This is a genomic window from Marivirga aurantiaca (genome assembly GCF_016679925.1).
GTDB classification, from domain to species: domain Bacteria; phylum Bacteroidota; class Bacteroidia; order Cytophagales; family Cyclobacteriaceae; genus Marivirga; species Marivirga aurantiaca.
This window is the reverse complement of record NZ_JAEQBW010000002.1, coordinates 164,754-184,563: the sequence shown is the minus strand read 5'-3', so window position 1 is coordinate 184,563 and position 19,810 is coordinate 164,754. Positions and strand designations below refer to the sequence as shown.

The 19,810-nt window shown below is 39.1% G+C and carries 18 protein-coding genes and 2 tRNA genes; 13 read left to right on the top strand and 7 right to left on the bottom strand.

Features of this window, described 5'->3' with window-relative positions; genetic code table 11:
• Positions 1 to 277: 277 nt before the first annotated feature.
• Entirely contained in the window at positions 278 to 2,311 is a 2,034-nt protein-coding gene (locus tag JKA74_RS06295) for a tetratricopeptide repeat protein (protein WP_201430319.1), read from the top strand.
• Positions 2,312 to 3,103: 792 nt separating this feature from the next.
• Here JKA74_RS06295 and JKA74_RS06290 read toward each other — a convergent pair.
• From JKA74_RS06290 to JKA74_RS06280, 3 genes are all read right to left on the bottom strand, one after another.
• Positions 3,104 to 5,347 (bottom strand): Tex family protein, encoded by a 2,244-nt coding sequence (locus JKA74_RS06290; RefSeq protein WP_201430318.1) that lies wholly within the window; start codon positions 5,345 to 5,347, stop codon positions 3,104 to 3,106.
• A 69-nt stretch (positions 5,348 to 5,416) separates the two neighbouring features.
• Positions 5,417 to 6,391 (bottom strand): tryptophan--tRNA ligase, encoded by a 975-nt coding sequence (trpS, locus tag JKA74_RS06285; protein WP_201430317.1) that lies wholly within the window; start codon positions 6,389 to 6,391, stop codon positions 5,417 to 5,419.
• Between the two features lie 27 nt (positions 6,392 to 6,418).
• Complete coding sequence (locus JKA74_RS06280) at positions 6,419 to 6,796, bottom strand: DoxX family protein (protein WP_201430316.1); 378 nt, start codon at positions 6,794 to 6,796, stop codon at positions 6,419 to 6,421.
• Between the two features lie 174 nt (positions 6,797 to 6,970).
• Here JKA74_RS06280 and JKA74_RS06275 point away from each other — a divergent pair, with 174 nt between their 5' ends.
• Positions 6,971 to 8,071 carry a DUF1573 domain-containing protein gene (locus tag JKA74_RS06275; protein ID WP_201430315.1) on the top strand — a complete coding sequence of 367 codons (1,101 nt, stop codon included), beginning with the start codon at positions 6,971 to 6,973 and terminating at the stop codon, positions 8,069 to 8,071.
• 368 nt (positions 8,072 to 8,439) lie between these two features.
• Here JKA74_RS06275 and JKA74_RS06270 read toward each other — a convergent pair whose 3' ends face one another.
• The 4 genes from JKA74_RS06270 to JKA74_RS06255 all read right to left on the bottom strand — a co-directional run bounded on the left by JKA74_RS06270 (position 8,440) and on the right by JKA74_RS06255 (position 13,161).
• Positions 8,440 to 9,795, bottom strand: coding sequence for a toxin-antitoxin system YwqK family antitoxin (locus tag JKA74_RS06270; RefSeq protein ID WP_201430314.1), 1,356 nt, complete (start codon positions 9,793 to 9,795; stop codon positions 8,440 to 8,442).
• 237 nt (positions 9,796 to 10,032) lie between these two features.
• Positions 10,033 to 11,211, bottom strand: a complete 1,179-nt coding sequence (locus JKA74_RS06265) for an acetyl-CoA C-acyltransferase (RefSeq protein ID WP_201430313.1) — start codon at positions 11,209 to 11,211, stop codon at positions 10,033 to 10,035.
• Between the two features lie 73 nt (positions 11,212 to 11,284).
• Positions 11,285 to 12,196 carry a tetratricopeptide repeat protein gene (locus JKA74_RS06260; RefSeq protein ID WP_201430312.1) on the bottom strand — a complete coding sequence of 304 codons (912 nt, stop codon included), beginning with the start codon at positions 12,194 to 12,196 and terminating at the stop codon, positions 11,285 to 11,287.
• A complete protein-coding gene (locus tag JKA74_RS06255; RefSeq protein WP_201430311.1) occupies positions 12,193 to 13,161 on the bottom strand; it encodes a vWA domain-containing protein in 969 nt (322 codons plus the stop codon). The genes JKA74_RS06260 and JKA74_RS06255 overlap by 4 nt, the downstream gene beginning before the upstream one ends.
• Before the next feature lie 260 nt (positions 13,162 to 13,421).
• On the opposite strand from JKA74_RS06255, the gene JKA74_RS06250 reads away from it, so the two are divergent.
• The 11 genes from JKA74_RS06250 (at position 13,422) to JKA74_RS06200 (ending at position 19,752) form a co-directional block, all read left to right on the top strand.
• Positions 13,422 to 13,510, top strand: a tRNA-Ser gene (locus tag JKA74_RS06250).
• Between the two features lie 53 nt (positions 13,511 to 13,563).
• A tRNA-Pro gene (locus tag JKA74_RS06245) sits at positions 13,564 to 13,637 on the top strand.
• 284 nt (positions 13,638 to 13,921) lie between these two features.
• On the top strand, positions 13,922 to 15,169 hold the full coding sequence (locus tag JKA74_RS06240) for a site-specific integrase (RefSeq protein WP_201430310.1): 1,248 nt from the start codon (positions 13,922 to 13,924) through the stop codon (positions 15,167 to 15,169).
• A gap of 78 nt (positions 15,170 to 15,247) precedes the next feature.
• A complete protein-coding gene (locus JKA74_RS06235; RefSeq protein WP_236587567.1) occupies positions 15,248 to 15,616 on the top strand; it encodes an ArsR/SmtB family transcription factor in 369 nt (122 codons plus the stop codon).
• On the top strand, positions 15,613 to 16,002 hold the full coding sequence (locus JKA74_RS06230; RefSeq protein ID WP_201430308.1) for a metal-sensing transcriptional repressor: 390 nt from the start codon (positions 15,613 to 15,615) through the stop codon (positions 16,000 to 16,002). The genes JKA74_RS06235 and JKA74_RS06230 overlap by 4 nt, the downstream gene beginning before the upstream one ends.
• Positions 16,003 to 16,036: 34 nt before the next feature.
• The gene (locus JKA74_RS06225) at positions 16,037 to 16,240 is read left to right on the top strand and encodes a hypothetical protein (RefSeq protein ID WP_143156028.1); all 204 of its coding nucleotides are present in this window, start codon (positions 16,037 to 16,039) and stop codon (positions 16,238 to 16,240) included.
• Between the two features lie 42 nt (positions 16,241 to 16,282).
• Positions 16,283 to 16,882, top strand: a complete 600-nt coding sequence (gene merTP, locus JKA74_RS06220) for a mercuric transport protein MerTP (RefSeq protein WP_201430307.1) — start codon at positions 16,283 to 16,285, stop codon at positions 16,880 to 16,882.
• Positions 16,883 to 17,095 (top strand): GDCCVxC domain-containing (seleno)protein, encoded by a 213-nt coding sequence (locus tag JKA74_RS06215; RefSeq protein ID WP_073094976.1) that lies wholly within the window; start codon positions 16,883 to 16,885, stop codon positions 17,093 to 17,095.
• A 149-nt stretch (positions 17,096 to 17,244) separates the two neighbouring features.
• Positions 17,245 to 17,625 (top strand): hypothetical protein, encoded by a 381-nt coding sequence (locus JKA74_RS06210; protein WP_201430306.1) that lies wholly within the window; start codon positions 17,245 to 17,247, stop codon positions 17,623 to 17,625.
• 172 nt (positions 17,626 to 17,797) lie between these two features.
• A complete protein-coding gene (locus tag JKA74_RS06205) occupies positions 17,798 to 19,096 on the top strand; it encodes a hypothetical protein (protein WP_201430305.1) in 1,299 nt (432 codons plus the stop codon).
• A gap of 221 nt (positions 19,097 to 19,317) precedes the next feature.
• Positions 19,318 to 19,752, top strand: a complete 435-nt coding sequence (locus JKA74_RS06200; RefSeq protein ID WP_407659038.1) for an HYC_CC_PP family protein — start codon at positions 19,318 to 19,320, stop codon at positions 19,750 to 19,752.
• The last annotated feature ends 58 nt before the right edge of the window (positions 19,753 to 19,810 follow it).

The following is a 19,810-nucleotide window of genomic DNA, read 5'->3' as shown; positions in this document are numbered from 1 at the left end:
TAATTATATAGAGTTTGTCAAGTGGATCCGGGTTTCACCTCTCTATAATCCCGTCCCATCGAAACATTTCATCATTAATAGGCTATTTAATAATTTTATTTTATGTTTATAAACATATCAGTGAACTATATAAAGTAATAAAGCAAAAATAGTACTGACAACCATTTTTTGAGACACAACAGCTGACAAAGCTATTATTTTTTTTACACTCGACTTATTGTAAATTTTTCTGTCTTACTATGATAATTTGAATTGAATAAGTAAACCAGTAATCCCCATGTGTAGATTAATTTGTAGCATTTTCATGTCCCTTCTCCTTTTACCTGCTTTTGCTACAGGAACTGACAGTTTGCAGTTTTTATTAAAACAAAAGCTTCCTGATAGTAGTCGCGTTAAAGTTTTAAAGGAGCTATTATATTTAAATAACACTAAAGAGCCCTCTCAATCAATACTTTATGGATTGGAAGGATTGGAACTTTCACGGAAAATTAAAGACACCAATTCTGAAATTCAGCTACTTAATAATTTAGGAATTGCTTATTATAGCCTTGGAGATTATAAGAAAACACTTGATTTTTTCTTATTGGTATTAGACAAGGAAAATGAATTGAATAATCCTCAATCAAAATCCCGTGCACTCAACAACCTGGGAATTATCTATGATGAAATCGGAAGGCTGGATAAGTCCAGCTTTTATTATCAGGAATCACTCGATATTAAAAGAGAACTTAAAGACACAGCCGGAATTTCCAATACAATGAGTAACCTGGGCTTAGTTTATATGAAAAGAAACTTGCCTGAAAAAGCAATCATTTTCTTCAGAGAAAGTTTGATGCTGGATAGTATGAGAAATAATATCACAGGAATTTATAACTCTCTTCACAATATTGGGCTCTACCACAGAAGCTATGGAGATATCGATTCTGCTGTCTATTATATGCATCAATCTCTATCTGCTATACCTGAAGATGAGGAACATTATGACAAAGCCTATATCATCAAAAGCATGGCACAGTCTCTTTCAAAACAACAAAAGCATACCGAGGCAGAAAAATATTTCAAACAATCAATTGAACTGGCCACCAAAGTAGAAGCCATAGATGTACTTAAAGAAGCTTATGAGGGATTGTCGGAAATTTATGAAAAGAATGGAGATTACAAAAACTCCTTATTGGCCTTTCAAATGTTCAAAGCACTGAATGATTCTATCTTTAATGAAGATTTCAATCGACAGGTCTCCCAACTTGAAAAGAATCATGAAATACAGGAGAAGGAGAAGGAAATCCTGATGCTAAAAAACGAAGCTGATATCACAGGCTTGCAGTTAAGCAGAAGAAAAAACACTAACTATTTTTTATATGCACTGGGAGCTCTTTTGGCGATGATAGCGGGAATCAGCTACAATAGGTATAAAATCAAACAACGAGCCAATGACCTGCTACGGTTAAAAAATGAAGAAATTAATCTACAAAAATCCGAGATCAAAGAGCAAAAAGACGAAATAGAAACACAGCGTGATAATATTTATTCCCAAAAGCAAGCCCTGGAAGAGGCCAGCACTGAAATTATGGAAAGTATTTGGTATGCTCAAAATATTCAAAGGGCTATTCTCCCTGACATGAACCAGATTAGGGAATACTTCAAAGAAATATTCATGATCTACCTACCTAAATCAATTGTAAGTGGTGATTTTTATTGGTACACCAAAAAGAAGGAAAAAGTATTTTTCGCTGTAGCAGATTGTACAGGCCATGGCATACCCGGTGCTTTCATGACAGTAATGGCCAATGATTTACTGAATAGCATTATTATCCAGAGAGATATCAACGATTGTAGCCAGATTTTAAAAATGCTTGATGAGGCCGTACTCAACAGCTTACAGTACAAGGAAAACTCAGCCAATGATGGATTGGACATTGCATTGATATGTTGGGAAGAAAAAAAACGAAAACTGACCTTCTCAGGAGCTAACAGTAACCTGCTATTGTGCAGGAAAAACACATGGGAGGAAATTAAAGGAGAACGTTTTTCTATAGGTGGTTTTGCAGATGGTATTGATAAAAAAGCCATAAATGTAGAATTAAAAATGGAGGAAGATGATCAACTTTATCTCTATACAGATGGTTATCCTGACCAATTTGGAGGGCCAGATGATAAAAAATTCATGAAAAAGCGGCTTAAAAACCTATTGTGCAGCATGAACAAACTACCTATGCAACACCAGGAAACAAATTTGGAAGAAATCCTATTTAATTGGAAAGGCAATAAAGAACAGACGGATGATATTACTTTGGCTGGAATTAGATTCTAGCAAAATCATTTCCAGAGCCTTATTAAATGGTTAATTGTAGCAAATAAAAGAGGGAGCCCTTGATAAATGCTTCAATGTTTGAGAGCCAAATAAAATTTGCTCGGAGTATGCGCGTGGGTGGACAAAAAGGCGGGGAGCGCGTGGGACTGTAGCGTGGAAGCCAGCCAAAGGCTGACATCTTTTTGTCTTGTTCCGATAGCTATCGGAATTCTATCTTTTGTATCAAGTCATCGCAGTCTTTGAACTGAACTTCAAAGGAGATAACTTGAACCTAATCAGCAATTGCTTACTTCAGCTTTTCCCAACTCATCCCGATCCCGATACTCGGGACCACTCTTCTCTTTTTCCCGATGGGTCGGGACAGGTTAGGAAGAGAAGGGAATATTGATTTCAACCATTCTTGAATAAAGAATCTTTGTGCTTCTAACAAATATTAAGGAAAGCGTTAATTTATACGGGATTTCTCCCCTCTTTCCTCGGGAGAGAGGGGACAGATTTGTCGAAGATGAATCAGGGGTGAGTTATAAAAGGCTGCTTAGCAACTGGCTAACAGAGCTAGTTATATAGTATGGACTTGCAACAAAAAACCGGACATTAAGTTAAGCTCAATACTAAATGAAATTCCTGTTTTTTGAGGTTTTGTACTTAGTTTTAAATTTAAAGAAACACTAATAAAAGCAAGGATATCCGGTTTATAGGTGAAATTTATTTTTCATGAGGAGCCTAAAAGAAGGAACTAAGTTCTGCTTTATTTCTATCCTAATAAAGCAGAACTCAGTCACCTGGAGCCTATCAACCAAATTTACCTTTGAGAGCAGCCAACTTAGACTGAAAATCCCCCTCTGGAGTTTTTTCTTCTTTTTTCTTGTTGAATTTTCCTTTTGGTTTATGTTCTGCTTCTTTGCTAAAGGGATCCTTCTTTAATGACAAGGAAATTCTCTTTCGTGATTCATCTACTTCCAGAACTGTTACCTGCACTTTTTGCTGAACAGAAACTACCTCTGCCGGATTGCTTACAAATTTATCGGCCAAATGGCTCACATGCACCAATCCATCCTGATGAACCCCCACATCTACAAAAGCTCCGAAGTTGGTGATGTTAGTAATGATACCTGGCAGCTTCATTCCTACTTTCAGTTCTGATATTTTGTTAACCCCCTCTGTAAAAGAGAAAGCCTCAAACTGCTCCCTTGGATCACGGCCTGGCTTAGCCAATTCCTGCATAATATCTTTCAGGGTAGGCAAACCAATAGTTTCAGTAATATATTTTTTCATATCCAACTGCTCTCGCAATTCTTTACCTGTCATTAAATCCTTTACTGAAGCTTGTACATCTTTGGCCATTTGCTCTACTATATTATAGCTTTCCGGGTGTACAGCACTACTGTCCAATGGATTGGCAGCATCACCAATTCTAAGAAAGCCCGCAGCCTGTTCGTAAGCTTTATCACCCAGTCGAGGTACTTTCTTTAACTCATTTTTACTTTTAAAAGGGCCATTCTCATTCCTGTAATCAACAATATTTTGAGCTATCTGGGGACCTAATCCTGAAACATAAGTTAATAATTGTTTACTGGCTGTATTTACCTCCACACCTACTGCATTTACACAGCTCATCACTGTGTCATCAAGTCCGGATTTCAATAAATTCTGATCCACATCATGCTGATACTGCCCTACTCCTATTGATTTGGCATCTATTTTCACTAGTTCAGCCAACGGATCCATTAACCTTCTGCCAATGGAAACTGCACCACGCACTGTTAAATCATAATCGGAAAATTCCTCTCTTGCAATGTCCGATGCAGAATAGATAGAAGCACCACTTTCATTCACCATCACTACCATCACATTCTTGGGCAAGCCAATTTCATTCATGAATTTCTCTGTTTCCCTGCCCGCAGTACCGTTGCCAATAGCAATGGCCTCTATATTGTACTTACTCACCAGTTGTAAAATCAAAGCAGCAGATTTCTGCACTTGTCTCTGTGGTTCATGAGGATAAATGGCTTCATTAAATAGCAGCTTGCCTTGTTTGTCAAGACATACCAGCTTACAACCTGTTCTGAAACCAGGATCGACAGCCATTACATTTTTCTGTCCCAATGGAGCAGATAATAAGAGTTGCCTGAGGTTTTCAGAGAACACTTTAATTGCTTCTTCATCTGCTTTTTTCTTGGTCAGAATCCTGATTTCTGTTTCCATAGAAGGTTTTAGCAATCGCTTATAAGCATCCGCTATCGTGATCCTTACCTGCTCTCCCAAATCATTCTCTGCCTTTACAAAATGTCTTTCAAGTAAAGCTATGGCATCCTCTTCCTCAGGCTTGATGTCCAGCATGAGAATCATCTCTTTTTCTCCCCTCCTCATCGCTAAAACTCTATGCGAAGGTGCCGTTTTCACCGCTTCATCCCATTCAAAATAATCTTTGTATTTATGTCCCTCTTGCTCTTTTCCTGTTAATACCTTAGCATAAAACCTCCCTTTTTCATAGAAAAGTTTTCGCAAAGCTTCACGCACTACAGCATTTTCATTGATCCACTCCGCCATAATATCCCTGGCACCATGTAGTGCATCTTCAATAGTGACTACCTCTTTCTCTTCATCAATATAATGAGCAGCCTCTGTCTGAAGGTCGAAAGGAATCTGTTCAAATACCTTTTTAGCCAAAGGCTCCAATCCTTTTTCTTTGGCAATGGTGCCTTTGGTTCTTCTTTTTGGTTTATAAGGAAGATAAATATCTTCCAACCTTGCCATAGTCTCGGCAGCATTAATTTCTTTTTCCAGTTCAGGGGTTAACTTTTCTTGCTCTTTAATAGATTTCAAGATAGCCTCTTTCCTTTTGTCCAGATCCTGTAACTGCTGACTTCTATCTCTGATAGCTGCTACAGCCACCTCATCAAGACTGCCTGTCATTTCTTTTCTATAGCGGGAAATAAAAGGGACTGTAGCACCCGATTCCAATAGTTCCACTACGGCCTCTACTTGCTTAATTTGAACAGATAATTCCCCGGCTATTTTGTGTATGTTATTCATTCTTAATTACTAATTATTCTTACTATAAAATATTTTTTCCTGCAAGTGGTGAATAGATCATTATCAGAATTACCTTCCGAACCCTAACACTTTCCTTACTTTTTCCAGTGTCTTATTCGCAATTTCGGCTGCCCTTTCTTCTCCTTTTTCTAATTTCCTGTTCAACTCATCAGGATTTTCCATCAAACGGTTGAACGCTTCACGTTCTTTGGCATACTTATCTACAATCAATTCAAATAAAGCTTGCTTAGCATGTCCGTAGCCATAATTTCCGCCCTCATAATTCTTTCTCATTTCTACAATTTGTTCTTTATCTGCCAATAATTTATAGATATTGAACACATTGCATACATCAGGATTTTTAGGGGATTCCATGGGTGTACTATCTGTAACGATACTCATTACATTTTTTCGCAACTGTTTATCATTTAAAAAGATGTCGATGGTATTACCATAGGACTTACTCATTTTTTGCCCATCCGTGCCTGGAATTGTCATAATATCCTCATCAATTTTTGCTTCCGGTAAAACAAATACTTCTCCATATTGATGATTAAAAGAACTGGCAATATCTCTGGCCATTTCCAAATGCTGTTTTTGATCTTTCCCCACAGGAACTATATCAGCATCATACATTAATATATCACAAGCCATGAGAACAGGGTAAGTAAACAAACCTGCATTCACGTCTGCCAATCTATCAGATTTATCCTTAAATGAGTGTGCATTGGATAGCATGGGGAAAGGTGTGAAACAGCTTAGATACCAACTCAATTCGGTTACCTGAGGCACTCGTGACTGACGATAAAAAAGATTCTTCTCAGTATCAAAACCAAAAGCTAACCAGGCAGCTGCCACAGCATTTACATTATTGACCCTGCTTTCAGCGTCTTTAATGGTTGTGAGTGAATGTAAATCTGCTATAAAAAAGAAAGATTCATTTTTAGGGTCCTGAGATAATTTAATGGCAGGAATGATGGCCCCCATTAAATTGCCCAAATGTGGTTTACCTGAACTTTGAATACCTGTTAAAATACGTGACATGTTACTGAATTTAAAATGCTTAAAATTTTATTTCCCTCTGTAATGATCGATACTGTATTTCCCGGGACCACTTAAAGCTGCCACTAAAAATAAAGATAAATACAATAAACCGAACTCCTGCTTAGAAAATGGATCATCACCATGTACAATAAACACAGCTACTACCATAGTAAAAGCTAAAGGAATAGCTACCCAACGGGTAAATAAACCTAAAACCAGGAAAATAGAGCAGCCAAATTCAGCCAGCACAGTTAAAATTAATGAGAGTTCCTGACCAATCCCTATCGGGTCAGCAAATCCAAAATCACCACTGATAAGTTTTAGAAACTTTGGATACCCGTGGGTTAACATCATTCCACCAGCCGCAACCCTTACAATCAGGAGGCTTATATTAGCATTCTTCATAATTTATATTTGTTATTTATTGAGTCTCTTTCTCTAAAAAGATCAGATAGAACCGCCATGCAATTAAAATGAGTAATATTTTTCACTTAGCATGAAATCAGTAATATCTGCGTTGTATCATTAAGCTTCAGAGAAGAAATGTTTAACTTAGCATTATTAATAAAAAACGAATTTATGAAGAATATTCATTTGCTTAAGAATTCTATCTGTATTGTTTTTGTGTTTTTTATCCACAGTTTTAGTTTCGCACAAGAAAATGAACGCAAAATCACATTTCTGGAAGAATCCTATGATTTCGGCACTCTTCAAGAACAGCAGGGAGAAGTCAAACATGTCTTCCAATTCATCAACATTGGAAAGGATTCTATTCAACTATCTTCCGTAAGGGCTTCATGCGGTTGTACTACACCCTTTTGGGAAAAAACTGCACTAATGCCTGGTGATACAGGTAAAATTGTTGTGGCCTACAACCCATTGAACAGGCCCGGAAAGTTTGACAAAACTGTTACCGTAACCAGTAATGCCGAACCGGGATTGAAAATTTTAAAAATCTCAGGCTTTGTGACTCCCAAAACCCTAACTGTAGAGGATAATTTCCCTACAGAGATAGGAGACATCAGGTTCAAAAGCAAATTTTTAAACTTTAGTACCATTACCACCAAAGAACCTGTAACAAAAACTTTTGTTATTTATAATCAATCGGAAGATACAGTGACTTTTTTTGACAGGGTGGTTTCAGGTGATTTTATAAGTGCCAAAGTTATTCCTTCTGCTATTCCTCCAAAAGAACAGGCCGAAATACAAGTGACCTATGCCCCTAAAATGAGGGATGACCTGGGATTCCTCAATGATCAGTTGACTTTATTCACTGATGAACTGGAAAACAGTAATAAATCCTTATCCGTAATTGCCACCATTCTGGAGTATTTTCCGCCAATGAGTGAAAAAGAACTAGCCAATGCACCACATATATTATTCGAAGAAGAAACTTATGATTTCGGACATGTTAATAGGGGCGATTTATTAAAGCACACTTTCCTATTTAAAAATACTGGTAAAGAGCCTCTTAATATCAGAAAAACCAAAACTACCTGCGGATGCACAGTTACCGATTTAAAGAAAATGGATTATGAAGGCGGAGCAGATGGTGAGCTAAATGTGAATTTTGACACTTCAGGTTTAAGTGGCTCACAGGTAAAAAGAATTACCTTGTTTACCAATGACCCCACTGCCCCTGCTAAGGATATAATTATAAAAGCTTATGTGAGAGAATAAAGTAGGGAGCTCATGATAAATACTATAATGTTAGAAAACCAAACAATATTTGCTACGAACGGGCGGGCTGGGCGACAAAAAGGCGGGGAATGGGCTGAATTATAGCGTAGGAGCATCTTTTTGTCTTGATTTTTTGTATCTTTTGTATCAAGACAAAAGATAAAGAATAAAATTTGGTTTTAATAAGCTTTAAAACTTAAGTTAAACCTAAATATGCAGTGAAATTCTAGTTGTTGAGGTTTTGTAACTAGTTCGAAATTTTAAAAACAGCAATCAAACAAAAAGAGAACTGGTTTTTAAATAAGATTTATTAATAAGGAGTAGCCTATAAAAGCTTATGTGAGAGAAGATTTAAGTAGTTTTAGCACTTACTTTTCCTCTTCAGGAAGTATGGTTTCTTTCAATTGATCATTGAAGTAAATTGCTGTTTTCACTAACTGGTTTTTCTCATTATAATAGAGCCATTTACCTACTTTCTTATCTCCGGCATATTCTCCTTGTAAAGCTTTAATCCCATTCTCATGGTATTGGATATATTCTCCATGAGCCTTACCAAATTTGAAGATTTTTGAAGACTTCTGATTACCGTTCTCATGATAAGTCTGCTCCATCCCGGTTTTCTTACCCGCCTGGTATTCCACTTCAGATTTTATTTTTTCATTAGGGTAATAAGTAGTATTGCCGCCCTGAAGCATACCATTACTATAGTTTTCCACCTTTTTCACAAAACCACTTTCGTAGAAGTATTTCCATTCTCCCTCAGGCTTATCATTTCGGAAATAAGTAATGGATTTTTCCTTTCCGTTTGAATAATACTCAATTACTTCCTTAGTTTCCTGTTCGTTACTATAAGAAGTTTTTAAAACCAACACACTATCAGTACCAAAATCAAATACCTCACCGGAAAGAAATCCATTCTTATAATTTCTGATGGTTTTTGTAAGACCATTTGGATAGTAACTGATATTTTCACCATGCAAATTGCCATTCACATAATTGCTTTTTAGCAACAAATTTCCCTGCCTGTCGAAGCTTCTCAACTCCCCGGATTTTTTGCCTTTCGAAGTCTCAAAAACCGTTTCTTGCTGACCATTATCAAAATAGGTTTCAAAAGCTCCGTTCAAATCCCCATTCACATAATTCTCCCTGGTTTTTAGCTGTCCATTGGCATAGTATCTTTCTGTCAGACCATTTGGTTTCCCATTTTTATAAGTGATTTTTTGGGCTAAAGTGCCATCCTCAAAATACTCCAACACAAGGCCATCAGGTTTCCCTTTTAAAAAATTACTTTCACTTTTTATTTGGCCTGAATTATAATACACTTTGAGCTTGCCATTTAATGTATCATTTAAGAAGGTTGCTTCTTGTAGTTTTTTATTTCCCTCACTAAAGACAATGGTTTTTCCGGCACGTCTACCTTCTTCAAATTCAGTAGTACGCATCAACTTACCATTTGGATAGTACATTTCAAACACACCTTCTTCTTTGCCATTTTGAAACTGACCTTCTGCCAATAGCTCTCCTGACTGATAGTATTTTTTATATTCCCCTTCTATATGAGTACTATCATTATTGGCAATAAAATACACTTCTTTAGGAATGCTTTGGGCACTATCGTAATAATTAGTTACCTTTTTTAGCTCTTGACTCCTCGCGCTGAAGCAAAGTAAAAACATCAATAAAAAAGAGAAAATAATTTTATGGTGGTGATTTGAATTGTTCAAGGGCAATTGAATTTTATAAATGACAAAGCAGATTTTCTCAACCAACTAAATTTCAGTTTCTAAGTTAGAAAAAAATGGGAGGAAAATTTAAAGCAGAACCTCTCTAACGCAGGACTTGTTCCTCTCTTCTCATTTTTTTTTAATAATTACTTAATAAAAAACCCAATCCTAATCATATAAAGATCAGAATTGGGAAATATTGTTCAGAAACAAATCAAGTTGTTGTGAATGATTTTTTTACATTTTCTCAATAACAATAGCGGAAGCACCTCCACCACCATTACAAATACCGGCCACACCAATATTTCCTCCTTTGTTTCTCAACACAGAGTGTAATGTTGACATGATCCTTGCGCCTGAAGCACCTAATGGATGCCCAAGAGCTACAGCACCACCAAATACATTCACTTTAGATGGATCTAAATTGAGTTGCTGGTTATTGGCAATAGCTACAGCCGAAAATGCTTCATTTATTTCAAAATAATCAACTTCACTCTGGGAAACACCTGCCCTTTTCATAGCAATAGGAATTGCCAATGAAGGCGCTGTAGTAAACCAGATAGGATCTTGTGCAGCATCACCAAAACCTCTTATTTTTGCAATAGGTTTTAATCCTAAAGCATCTGCTTTTTCCTTGCTCATCAGGATTAATGCAGAGGCGCCATCATTAATGGTGGAAGCATTGGCTGCAGTTACAGTACCTTCTTTAGAGAAAACAGGTCTTAAACCAGGAATTTTATCAAAGTTTACATTTTTATATTCCTCATCCTCGGTCACCATGATAGGATCACCTTTTCTTTGTGGCACTTCCACAGGAACAATTTCATCCTTAAAATGGCCTGCCTCTGTAGCAGCTGCAACTTTTTTGTATGAATTGATGGCATATTCATCCTGCATTTCACGGCTAATATTCATTTCTTTGGCGGTATTATCAGCACAATTACCCATCGGAAATTTATAATACACTTCCCAAAGACCATCTTTCAATAAACCATCAACCAATTCTCCGTTTCCATATTTATAGCCATATCGGGCTTTCGGAATATAATAAGGGATGTTGGACATACTTTCCATTCCTCCAGCCACAACAGTGTCCGCATGGCCCAGCATAATACTCTGTGCACCAAACATGACAGACTTCATTCCTGATGAACAAACTTTATTGATAGTAGTACATGGTACATTGAAACCTAAACCTGCACCAACAGCTGCCTGGCGGGCAGGAGCCTGGCCCAAATTAGCAGAAACTACATTGCCCATAAAAACTTCATCCACTTCCTTAGCTTCCACATTGGCTTTTTTTAAAGCACCCTTAATAGCAGCAGATCCTAATTCTATAGCAGTTAAGCTCGATAGACTTCCTCCAAAACTACCAATGGGGGTTCTTACTGCAGATATAATATATACTTCTTTCATTGTTGATTATTTTGATTTTTGTAAAAGTAAAATTAATGAAAAAGGCCAGTGATAAAAAGAGAGTTCATCATGATTACCAATCCGGCTTATTAGATTTTGGTCTTTCTGTAGCCTTTTTTCTCATTTGCTGAAAATATTGGGCTTCTTTATTTCTTAAAGCCTCTAATATCATTTTGGCCTTTTCTTCAGAAACATTCATCTGTTCCAACTTTTCACGAGTAGAAGGCTCCATAGGTTGTTGTTCTTCGCTTTCTACCTCCTGGGTATCTTCATTTTGTTTTTGTTCCTGGTCCTTTTTCTGTTCAGCATCAGATTTTTGCTCCTGCTCATCCTTGCTCTGCTCACCATCTTCTTTTTGTTGGTTCTGCTCAGCTTCCTTGTCTTCCTGAGATTTCTCCTGATCGTCCTTTTGCTGCTGGCTCTCAGAATCCTGATCTTCCTTGCTTTCCTGCTCTTTATTTTCTTCTTTTTTATCTTGCTGGTCCTTGTCCTGATCTTGCTGGTCTTGTTGTTGATCCTGATTTTCTTCCTGCTCTTTCATTTTTTTCTTCAAGAGCTCATAATTGTAACGGGCCTCTTGATTAGCCGGATTTGCTTTCAGGGCTTCTTTAAAATAAGAAAGAGCATTCTCATACTCCTTTTGTTGTTCAGACAGATTCCCCATCTGTAAAAAAGCCCTGGATTGAATATCTTTAGAGCTGGCTGTACTCAAACTTCTGTAATTATCGAAAGCATTAATGGTATCTTTCAACTGGAAATAAGAATGTGCCCTGTTCAACTGTGCCTCTTCGCTCTCATAATTGAGAGAGTCCAGCAGGTACGAATAATGTTTGATGGCTTCCTGATATTTTCCATTGATATAGGCTTCTTTAGCTAACTCCTTTGCTTTATTGGCCTTGGCAATTTTGCTCACCGGATCAATGGCCAACACATTTAGACTGAAAATGAAGCCCAATAAGATGATGAAAATAATTTTACTGTTCATATTTTTATAATTTTTACAGTAGTAAAAACATCCAGAAGCAAAAGCAAAAATGCTATACCCAGGAAATAATGAAATTTGTTTGCTGATACATCAACAACTTTTGTGTCTTTTAATTCCCCTTCAATGGCATTAACAGTGGCAATTAACCTTCCTACTTCATTGTCAAGGTAATTGATCTCAAAATATTTACCATCAGCATCATAGGCAATATCTTTTAACGATTTAGAATTAAGCTGAGAAATTACCTCATTTCCATTTCTGTCCTTTTTATAGCCTGTACGGGTACTGATTTTACTCCCCTTCTCAGTACCTACACCTAATGTAAAAAGCCTAATACCTGAATCATTTATTTTTGAAACGGCTTTATCGGTTTCATCTCCAAAATCTTCCCCATCACTTATCAGTATAATTATTTTGGATTTTTGATTACCAGCCGGTTCTTCATCTTTGGTCAATTTATCATAAGCCATAGAAAGTGCTGCGCCAAAATCAGTACCAGTACTTGGCACCAAACCTGTGTTTAATGTTTCTATAAAAAGGTTGAGTGCATTTTGATCGTATGTTAAAGGACACTGAACAAAAGCCTCCGAGGAAAAAATCAACAATCCTATTCTGTCGGAACTGAAAGCATCAACAATGTTTTTCAACTCGTACTTTACTTTTTCCAGCCGGGTAGGTGCAATATCAAATGCATTCATTGATTGGGATAAATCCACCGCAATCATAATATCCTTTCCTACTGCCTTCACTTCTTGCTTGTCTTCCCCAAATGAGGGTCCCATTAATGCCATAATAAGCAATGCAAATATCACAGATCTTAAAAGAAATTTAGGCAGCACATTTGAATAGGCCTGTCCCATTCTTTTGGCTATACGGAACACCCTGAAGGTATATGCCAGATAGAGTCCCAGGAAAAGTACAATAAAAACAATTTCCTCTGTTCCCAGAGAATTTATCCACGTCATAGTTTATGTTTTGCACAAAAATATAAAACGAAACGGAAAGGCCAACAGTATGTTGAAAAGGAATCTATTTAATTTAAAATATAAATGAGCCGCAAAAAATAATATTAATTGAACGACAAGCATTAATATTTGATTATCAATTATTTAGAAAGTATATTGAATTTTTTATAAAAATATGACTGGTGTCATTTGTATAAGTTTAAATCATTCCCTTATATTTGCATTCCAATTCGGAAAGAGATAGCAATATCTAACGATTTGGAGGAGTGGGTGAGTGGCTGAAACCAGTAGTTTGCTAAACTGCCGAACTTAGTAATAGGTTCCGGGGGTTCGAATCCCCCCTCCTCCGCACGGGGTTCTGAAAAAGCGTTTCAGAGAAATAAAGAATTAAAGATAATGTCGCGGGGTGTAGCGTAGCCCGGTATCGCGCCTCGTTTGGGACGAGGAGGTCGTAGGTTCGAATCCTGCCACCCCGACAACAAAGGTTCATCAGAACCCAAAAGCCTGCAAATCTTACGATTTGCGGGCTTTTTTATTTTTTACGTATCAGTTCGATTTAGACAATTTCAGCAAAAATGAGACCTATCCGGTGAACCAAATGAATGGTTTATTTTAGTTCACCAGATTGATGCAAATAGCTGTAAAACAGATAGTTGCATCGCATAATTTGAACTGTTTTAGGTCTGTTTGAGTGACCTTGTGGAAGCAGTTCACCACGAGAGGAATCATTTTAACACAAACACTCAAAAGCTGAATTGTCATGAGAACTACAAACACCTTCGGAGTTCAGTTCATCACAAGAACGAACAAGGCCAAAGATGGCCTACTCCCAATCTATGCCAGGGTCACCGTTGATGGCCGCAGGGTAGAAATATCATTGAAACGCTGGATCAAACCAGGCGACTGGAATGGTAGCAAAGGCATGGCCAAGGGCAGCCGGGAAGAAATCAAATCGCTCAATCATTATTTGGATGAAGTCCAGGCCCGTATCATGGAATGCTACCAGGAAATGCAAGTGCAAAAGCGACTGATCACCGCAGATGCTATCAAAAGCATGTTCCTGGGTACAGACCAAAAGGACTTCACTTTATGCAAGCTGGTGGATTATCACAACCAGGCTATGCGAGATACACTGGCTTGGGGCACGATGAAAAACTACTTCACCACTCAGAAGTACATCCACAGATTTTTGAAAGAGCGGTTCGGTACAACTGACATGTTCCTTTCAGAACTGTCGTACAAGTTCATCACCGATTTTGAATTCTACCTCCGTAACTACAAACCCAAAGACCACCAGAAGCCACTTGGCAACAATGGAGTGATGAAGCACTTGGAGCGTTTCCGGAAGATGGTGACCATGGCTGTAAAAATGGAATGGGTAAGCCGGGATCCATTTGATAAATACCAGCTCAAATTTCACCGAGTGGATAGGGGTTTCTTAGATGCCGAAGAATTGGAAACATTGGAAAACAGGGACTTCAAAATTGTGCGTTTGCAGTGGGTAAGAGATCTGTTTGTATTCAGCTGCTACACTGGACTGGCTTACATCGATGCTATGAACCTAACACCTTCCAACATCACCATAGGCATAGACGGAGAATACTGGCTCTCCACCTGCAGGCAAAAGACTGACCAGCCTGTAAGGGTTCCCATTCTTCCCAAAGCCTGGGAGATCATAGAGAAATACAAAACCCATCCAAGGGCTTTACAGAAGGGAACAGTATTTCCAGTGATCTCCAACCAGAAGCTCAATTCCTATTTGAAAGAAATTGCCGACCTGTGTGGGATTGAAAAGAACCTGACTTTCCACTTGGCCAGGCATACATTTGCCACCACCGTTACCCTTTGCAATGGTGTCCCGTTGGAGACCGTAAGCAAAATGCTCGGCCATTCAAAAATTACTACTACACAGGTTTACGCAAAAGTGGTGGAGAAGAAGGTAAGTGAAGACATGCACACTCTCCGGGAGAAGCTGGCAGCACCAAAATTGATGAGAAGGGCGAAATAGCCCTTTTCTGTATTTAAGTGCTTGCTTAAATACATTTAATTCCTTAGCTTTGTTAAGCAAATGCTTAAATACGAAGTTATGAATACATGTATTCGTGTCTTTGCCGATAGCGACCAGATCAATAGGTGCAGGGAAGACTTGAAAAGCAAGGAGGAAGGACTTTTAGAACTGGCAGATGTACTGAATCTTGCCGGTAATGCGGTCCGCCTCAAAATCCTGTACCTCTTGAAGCAGGAAAATGAACTTTGTCCGTGCGACTTGTCAGACATCCTGGGCATGACCGTGCCGGCCGTCTCACAGCATTTGAAAAAACTGAAGGATGCAAGAATCGTGACGACTAAAAAATCGGGACAAACCATATTCTATTCAGTAGAAGCGCAAAGTCAGCGAATCATTTCATCTGTGCTCGATTTGTTTAAGCTCCCAAATTCAATTCCTACCTTATGATACCCCATGATCTCACTCAAAGCATAAAGGTTTCACTAAAAACAGCAACAGGTCAGCTGGGATACATCCTTAGCAAAATAGATGATGTGGACCAGGTTGAAAATATCCTTTTGCAGCTAAAAGCTGTGCAATCCATGCTTGCTAAGACTACTTACGAGTTATTGGATGATGCCTACAGGAAAGCACTAGCAGAAAGGATCTCGTCAGCTTACCAGAGCTGCCCTGGCGACTGTGGCAATGAAGAAACAATAGAAAAGCTGAGAAAACTATTTCCAGAGCTTAAACTCGAAGAAGTGCCTAAAAAACTACGAGAAGCCCGCATGGTGGAAGAAGAATTGAAGAAATTTTTATCCGAACGTTTGGATACCCCCTCCCCCCGTGACTGACCTTTGGAGAGATGTTTCATTAAAATAGATTGATATGAAAAGTAAACTCATGATTTTCGCAACAGCGAGTATTCTCGCAATTGGTGGCCTTGCCTACGGGATCAACTCATCTCCAAAAGCTTGTCCTTTGGAAGGTACTCCAGATTGTCCAAAAGTTACCTGCCCTTTGGCAGGCACTCCTGAATGTCCTTATGACATGAAAGTGGCGGAAGTACCCGCCTGCTGTAAGAAAAAGTAACTGGGAGGGCGCAGAGCCCTTCTTTTTTTGAAAATTAAGTATATGAAAAATTCCCTTTTAACCAGCGGCCTTTTAGCCGCTTTAGTAAGCTCCCTTTGCTGCATCAGCCCGGTGCTTGCATTAGTGGCCGGTGCAAGCGGGATTGCGTCCACTTTCTCATGGCTCGATCCGGCAAGGCCTTTTTTTGTCGGCATCACAGTGGTTGTATTAGGCTTTGCCTGGTATCAGAAACTCAAACCAAAGGCCAAAAAGGAAAAAGAATGTGCCTGTGAGGAGAACCTTCAGCCCTCCTTTTGGCAAACAAGAAAGTTCCTTTCAATAATCACGGTCTTTGCTGCCCTGATGTTGGCGTTCCCGCTTTATGCTCACATTTTCTACCCTAAATCTGAAAAGCAAGTGATCATCGTTGATAAGTCAGACATTCAGACCGTAAATTTTCAAATCAAAGGCATGACTTGTCAGGGGTGCGCAGCGCATGTAGTGCATGAAGTAAATATGCTCAGCGGCATCCTGAATGTAACCGCCTCCTACGACCAGGGCAATGCCATCGTAGAATTTGATAAATCCAAAACGGACGTCCTTGAAATTGAACAAGCCATCAACTCAACCGGATATTCAGTGACCAATAAAACAGAGAAATAAATGGAAATCATCTTAGAATCTACCATCACTTGCCCCAACTGCGGACATCAGAAAGAAGAAACTATGCCGACTGACGCCTGTCAGTATTTCTATGAATGTGAAAACTGCCACCAGGTGCTAAAACCAAAGGAAGGGGATTGCTGCGTGTATTGCAGCTATGGTTCAGCACCTTGTCCACCAGTACAATTGGATTCTGATCAAGCATGTTGCTAGGGTAGACAATGCTTTATGTGACATACATCATGTTTTGACATGTGCAATGTCATAGCCCTCTCAATAACCGTTGCGTACTTTTGGGTCATATTGAAGGGAATACTAAATAGATACCCTTTCAATGAATGGCATTTTACATCAAAAGGCTCATGAAGCGCAACTTATATATCGTCCTGCTCATTGTAATGCTTCTCCCTGGCAAAGGGATGGCAGTGTTTCAGCACTTTTGCGGGGGCGAACTGATCAGCTTCGAGCTTTTTCTAAAACACCACGAACCATGCTGTGACGATCACAGCAACCCTTGTGATGGTTGTGAGGATCAGGAAACCATCTTCTCTCTCGATGATTTCAGGACACCTCATTCTGACATTCCGGTCATTGCTTCTTCACCAGCGGCATTGGCTCAGCCATCTTTTCATTTGCCTTCTACACAATTTTTCGAGTCAAGAAACTACACAACTTCTAAAAAGGCTCCCCCCGGCTGGTCAGGGCGGTATCGCTCTATCCTGTTCCAGTCATTTCTTCTTTAGCTAACATCTGATTATCAGTTAGTTGTCCGGGTTACAAAACCTTCGGGCAATGTCGGAAATGGTTCTGTGAAATATAGCTGTTCCGGGATATTTAAACAGCATTAGACACGATCTATCCGACAAAACTATCATCAAGTTTCTTTAATCAGACTTTCAACAAAATGTTAAAATCATGAAAACATTTCATAAAATTCAATTGGTATTTATTGCCTTGACACTGATGGTGATCAATACCACATACGCCCAACAACCAGGCTTGCAGTTTTTTAGGCCAAACGATAAAAACGGCCTGAATGTATTTGAGCCCTCAAAAGAGGATACAATCATCTTTGATGGCCTCAAAGTAAGAGTAGGCGGTGATTTCGCCATGCAATTTCAGGGCCTCAACCAAAGTAATGATGCAGGTACCTTGGTTGAGCTTGGTTCCGATTTCAATTTACCTTCAGCTAACCTCAACCTTGATGTACAGGTAATGGAAGGTGTTCGGATGCACCTCAGAACCTATCTTTCTTCCAGAGCACACAACGAAGCATGGATTAAGGGTGGATACATGAGAGTGGATAATCTTGACTTTGTTAAACCCGGGTTTCTGGAGGGAGTCATGAAATATACAAGCATCACCATAGGGCTAGATGAGTTTAACTATGGGGACGCACATTTCAGGAGAACAGACAATGCGAGAGGTATTTTCAACCCTTTTGTGGGGAACTATCTTATGGATGCATTCTCCACCGAAGCATTCGGAGAGATCACCGTTCAAAAGAATGGTTTATTGGCAGTGGTTGGGTTGACGAACGGTAAGCTCAATCAAAATGTAACGGTGAATGACAATACGGACAATAAGCCTTCTTTCTTCGGAAAGTTGGGATACGATAAACAACTGAACGAGGATCTGAGAGTACGATTGACCGGATCCTGGTACATCAATAAAGGCACCTCAACAGGCACATATCTGTATGGTGGTGACCGAGGAGGCTCCAGGTATTACAATGTGCTTTTTACAGTACCGGATGTGGATGGCAATACAGAAGGTGGTCCTCGTGATGGGCAGTTCAATGCAAGGTTCACAAAACTCACAGCCTTGCAGATTAACCCATTCATCAAGTACAAAGGCTTGGAGTTCTTTGGTATTTATGAGCTGGCTGATGGAAGCAATGAATTCACAACACCTCAAGCCGACACAGAGGGTGCATTCACACAAATAGCCGCAGAGGTATTGTATAGGTTTGGAGCTGATGAACGTTTCTATCTTGGTGGCAGATACAATACAGTGAGTGGCAAGATGCGTGAAAGTGCCACAGAAGATTTGGAAATCAGCAGGGTCAATTTTGGTGGAGGCTGGTATCTTTCAAAGAACGTTTTAACAAAAGTTGAGTACATGAAGCAGCAGTATGAAGGCAATGCCTGGACAGGGCGTTTTGCCGGGGCTGAGTTCAGTGGAGTCGTGGTTGAAGCGGTGATTAGTTTCTGACGGAACTCCCGTGTGGGTGACTCATCCACACGGGATTCTTTCTACTGCTGTGTAAAAGATAATGACTCCAAAAATAAGCATCAGCAAACTATGATTTTCCAATAGAAATAAAGCATAAACATCCACATGTTAAAGTATTTGAAATGCAAACCGTCATTTTTGACGTTAAAATCGAACATTCTGAACTAAATTCCGTATATTCGCATTAGATCTTCTCCAAAGTGCAACGTTTTAGAAAAATATCGGCCATCCTGCTTTCCATTCTGGTGCTGCTCAGTTCCACGAGCTTCACCTTTGGCATGCATTTCTGTATGGGCCAGCTAGAGAGCATTGCACTTTTTGCCGGGGCTGAGCCCTGCGAAATGGCCACTCAAAAATCCCCTTGTGCCAATGATAAGCATGATCCGGATTGTGAACACCAGCAGGTGACTAAGAAAGGGTGCTGTGAAGACCAGACTGTTGTAATTGAGGGTCATGAAGATCTTACGCAAGTGACCAAAGTTGCAGTTCCTGATTTTCAAATGATCGCAGTGCTCTACGCTGTGGTATCGTTTCTTTTCAGCGCTCCTGCAGTTGATTATTATTCGTATAACGATTATTCCCCCCCTCTGATTGAGCGTGACATACCTGTGCTCGTTCAATCCTTCCTTATTTAAGCTTTTCATTCAATTCTTTCACTAGGCATAGCATTATGCTGCGCCACAAGTGCATGCA

What these genes read in the sequence shown, in the direction of transcription:
- merTP (WP_201430307.1), top strand. Translation starts at nt 16,283, where the DNA reads ATGAAAAATTCCCTTTTAACCAGCGGCCTTTTAGCCGCTTTAGTAAGC.
- JKA74_RS06240 (WP_201430310.1), top strand. Translation starts at nt 13,922, where the DNA reads ATGAGAACTACAAACACCTTCGGAGTTCAGTTCATCACAAGAACGAAC.
- JKA74_RS06230 (WP_201430308.1), top strand. Translation starts at nt 15,613, where the DNA reads ATGATACCCCATGATCTCACTCAAAGCATAAAGGTTTCACTAAAAACA.
- JKA74_RS06280 (WP_201430316.1), bottom strand. Translation starts at nt 6,796, where the DNA reads ATGAAGAATGCTAATATAAGCCTCCTGATTGTAAGGGTTGCGGCTGGT.
- trpS (WP_201430317.1), bottom strand. Translation starts at nt 6,391, where the DNA reads ATGTCACGTATTTTAACAGGTATTCAAAGTTCAGGTAAACCACATTTG.
- JKA74_RS06255 (WP_201430311.1), bottom strand. Translation starts at nt 13,161, where the DNA reads ATGACGTGGATAAATTCTCTGGGAACAGAGGAAATTGTTTTTATTGTA.
- JKA74_RS06295 (WP_201430319.1), top strand. Translation starts at nt 278, where the DNA reads ATGTGTAGATTAATTTGTAGCATTTTCATGTCCCTTCTCCTTTTACCT.
- JKA74_RS06290 (WP_201430318.1), bottom strand. Translation starts at nt 5,347, where the DNA reads ATGAATAACATACACAAAATAGCCGGGGAATTATCTGTTCAAATTAAG.
- JKA74_RS06265 (WP_201430313.1), bottom strand. Translation starts at nt 11,211, where the DNA reads ATGAAAGAAGTATATATTATATCTGCAGTAAGAACCCCCATTGGTAGT.
- JKA74_RS06210 (WP_201430306.1), top strand. Translation starts at nt 17,245, where the DNA reads ATGAAGCGCAACTTATATATCGTCCTGCTCATTGTAATGCTTCTCCCT.
- JKA74_RS06225 (WP_143156028.1), top strand. Translation starts at nt 16,037, where the DNA reads ATGAAAAGTAAACTCATGATTTTCGCAACAGCGAGTATTCTCGCAATT.
- JKA74_RS06215 (WP_073094976.1), top strand. Translation starts at nt 16,883, where the DNA reads ATGGAAATCATCTTAGAATCTACCATCACTTGCCCCAACTGCGGACAT.
- JKA74_RS06275 (WP_201430315.1), top strand. Translation starts at nt 6,971, where the DNA reads ATGAAGAATATTCATTTGCTTAAGAATTCTATCTGTATTGTTTTTGTG.
- JKA74_RS06260 (WP_201430312.1), bottom strand. Translation starts at nt 12,196, where the DNA reads ATGAACAGTAAAATTATTTTCATCATCTTATTGGGCTTCATTTTCAGT.
- JKA74_RS06205 (WP_201430305.1), top strand. Translation starts at nt 17,798, where the DNA reads ATGAAAACATTTCATAAAATTCAATTGGTATTTATTGCCTTGACACTG.
- JKA74_RS06235 (WP_236587567.1), top strand. Translation starts at nt 15,248, where the DNA reads ATGAATACATGTATTCGTGTCTTTGCCGATAGCGACCAGATCAATAGG.